At 62.6% G+C, this 1,944-nt stretch carries 2 protein-coding genes; both read left to right on the top strand.

Annotated features, from left to right (window positions below):
• The first annotated feature begins 789 nt into the window (after positions 1-789).
• Positions 790-1,404: a hypothetical protein gene (locus I53_RS10910; RefSeq protein ID WP_083936028.1), complete on the top strand. Its 615-nt coding sequence runs from the start codon at positions 790-792 to the stop codon at positions 1,402-1,404.
• Between the two features lie 216 nt (positions 1,405-1,620).
• On the top strand, positions 1,621-1,944 hold a 324-nt coding region (locus tag I53_RS10905; protein WP_043350369.1), incomplete at its 3' end, for a biotin/lipoyl-binding protein.

The following is a 1,944-nucleotide window of genomic DNA, read 5'->3' as shown; positions in this document are numbered from 1 at the left end:
CGAAAAGCGTTTGATCGTGCCGGGTTCGTTCCCGAACATGAGGACACCTGCTGGGCCAGACGCGGGTTGACCCTGACGATGAGCGGTTGGGCAGATGCCCGAAAGCAGGCGAAGCAGCTTACGGCNGCAAGCATGGCTCCGGACAAGGCCGACAGCGCAGGTGACCGACGAGCAATCATGACGCCCTCCGAAGCCTTGCAGCAAATGCCACGATCAGTACGAATGTTTACATAGAGACAAGCCGAATTTGATGCTTGATGATTTGGGACAATCTTGATGTTTTGGTGTCGGCGCCCTCCCAGCAGCGCCCGGATGTTGCGGGGGCAAGACCGGTCCGCGGCGCCGTTCCGACAGGTTCAACGCACCCGTCAGACCCCGGCAACGCCTTGCCGAGCGGCGCTGCCGAACGCCGGGATGGCGCGGTCGAACCACATCGGCCGGCATACGATCGCGATCGGAGCCGGAAAGCAGACACGCCATGAATCGGGCGCTCCCTCGAATTCACGACGTCTCACCCGATCAAGCCGCCCACGCGAATGTCTGCAATCCTGAACAGGCTCGCGCTGCGTCAAATCCAAAATGGGGCCTAGCCAATACCGCCGAGCGGCCAGACAGGAACCCTGTCGAAAATTGTCCGGGGGTGTCGCATCCAGCCGCGCGTCCGTTCCGCGTCAGGCATAGATCGAGACGCGAGCCATCGGACGGGCTTCACCGTGAAACACCTTGAAAGGACGACACATCGCCCGAAGGCGCCGACAATAGCCTGACGCTCGGTCGCTGGATCGAACCATGATCACTTCACACCCTCGCATTTCGGAAGGCGATGCCGATGGATCAAATCATCCGAAATCCAACCGCCGCAATCGAATGAAAGGCATCGGAACAAGAATTTTAGCAGAACTAAAGAGTTTTATCGGTATATTTGTTTATTTATGGGTCATATTTGGCATTCTGATCCTGCACGAGCATGCCGTCCTGTCGCGTCACGGCATCGTCTATAGATTTTATGGGCTGGCCTTCCTCAATGCGTGGATCTTGGCGAAGATCATGCTGATTGCCGAGCATTTCGACACCCGGACAGCCGTTCGGAGCGGTCCACTGCTCTATCCGATCCTGACTCGGTCCGGCCTCTTCGCGTTGCTGATGGTCTGTTTCTACGCGCTTGAGGATATGGCAATCGGGCTCTGGCGGGGAAAGACGCTGGTCGATAGCGTGCCGATGATCGGCGGCGGGGGCGTCCTCGGCTGGGCGTCCGTCGTCCTGATCATGACCGTCGCCCTGATCCCATATTTCACGTTTCGAGAGCTTGGCCGCGTGCTCGGCCCTGGGCGGTTGCAGGCGCTCTTGTTTCGCGACGGGAGTCACCTGGACCTGCCGGATCAGGACAAGGCCGGACGGGGCTGAAGCGCCGGATGTCGCAGCAGCCGCCACGCGGCCAGCGCGCACGACCACGCTCACCCTGGCACGGGGCGTTTCATGCGGGAGCGTCGGTCACGGACCGAAACGCGCTGGGGGAGGCCGCAGCTTCGGCTCGGCCGCGTCCTGCTCGATCAAGCGATCCCGCGGAAAGCTGCCAGAATACCACCCCGCAGCCGTGAGACGGTGCGGCAAGGCTTTGCGATGGTCCGCGTCCCCCTTCTCGTGCTGGTTGCCCTGCTGATCACCGGTCCCGGCCCCTCGGCGCGTGGCGAGGGAGAGCCCCCTGCCGCGCTGGCGGTCGGAACGGTGACGGCGCAGCGCAAGGCCTTGGACAGGGCGCTGGACTTCGTCGGCCGGGTCGAGGCGGTGGGGCGCGTCGAGGTGCGCGCCCGCGTGACCGGCTATCTCGAGGCGGTCCTGTTCAAGGAGGGCGATCCGGTGAAGGCAGGAGCTCCTCTGTACCGGATCGAGCGCGATCTGTTCGTAGCCGCCGTCAGGCAAGCCGAAAGGCCCCTGGAGCGCGGC

Origin of the sequence: Methylobacterium sp. B1 (genome assembly GCF_000333255.1) — a bacterium.
GTDB classification, from domain to species: domain Bacteria; phylum Pseudomonadota; class Alphaproteobacteria; order Rhizobiales; family Beijerinckiaceae; genus Methylobacterium; species Methylobacterium fujisawaense.
This window is presented reverse-complemented; position numbering and strand designations above follow the sequence as displayed.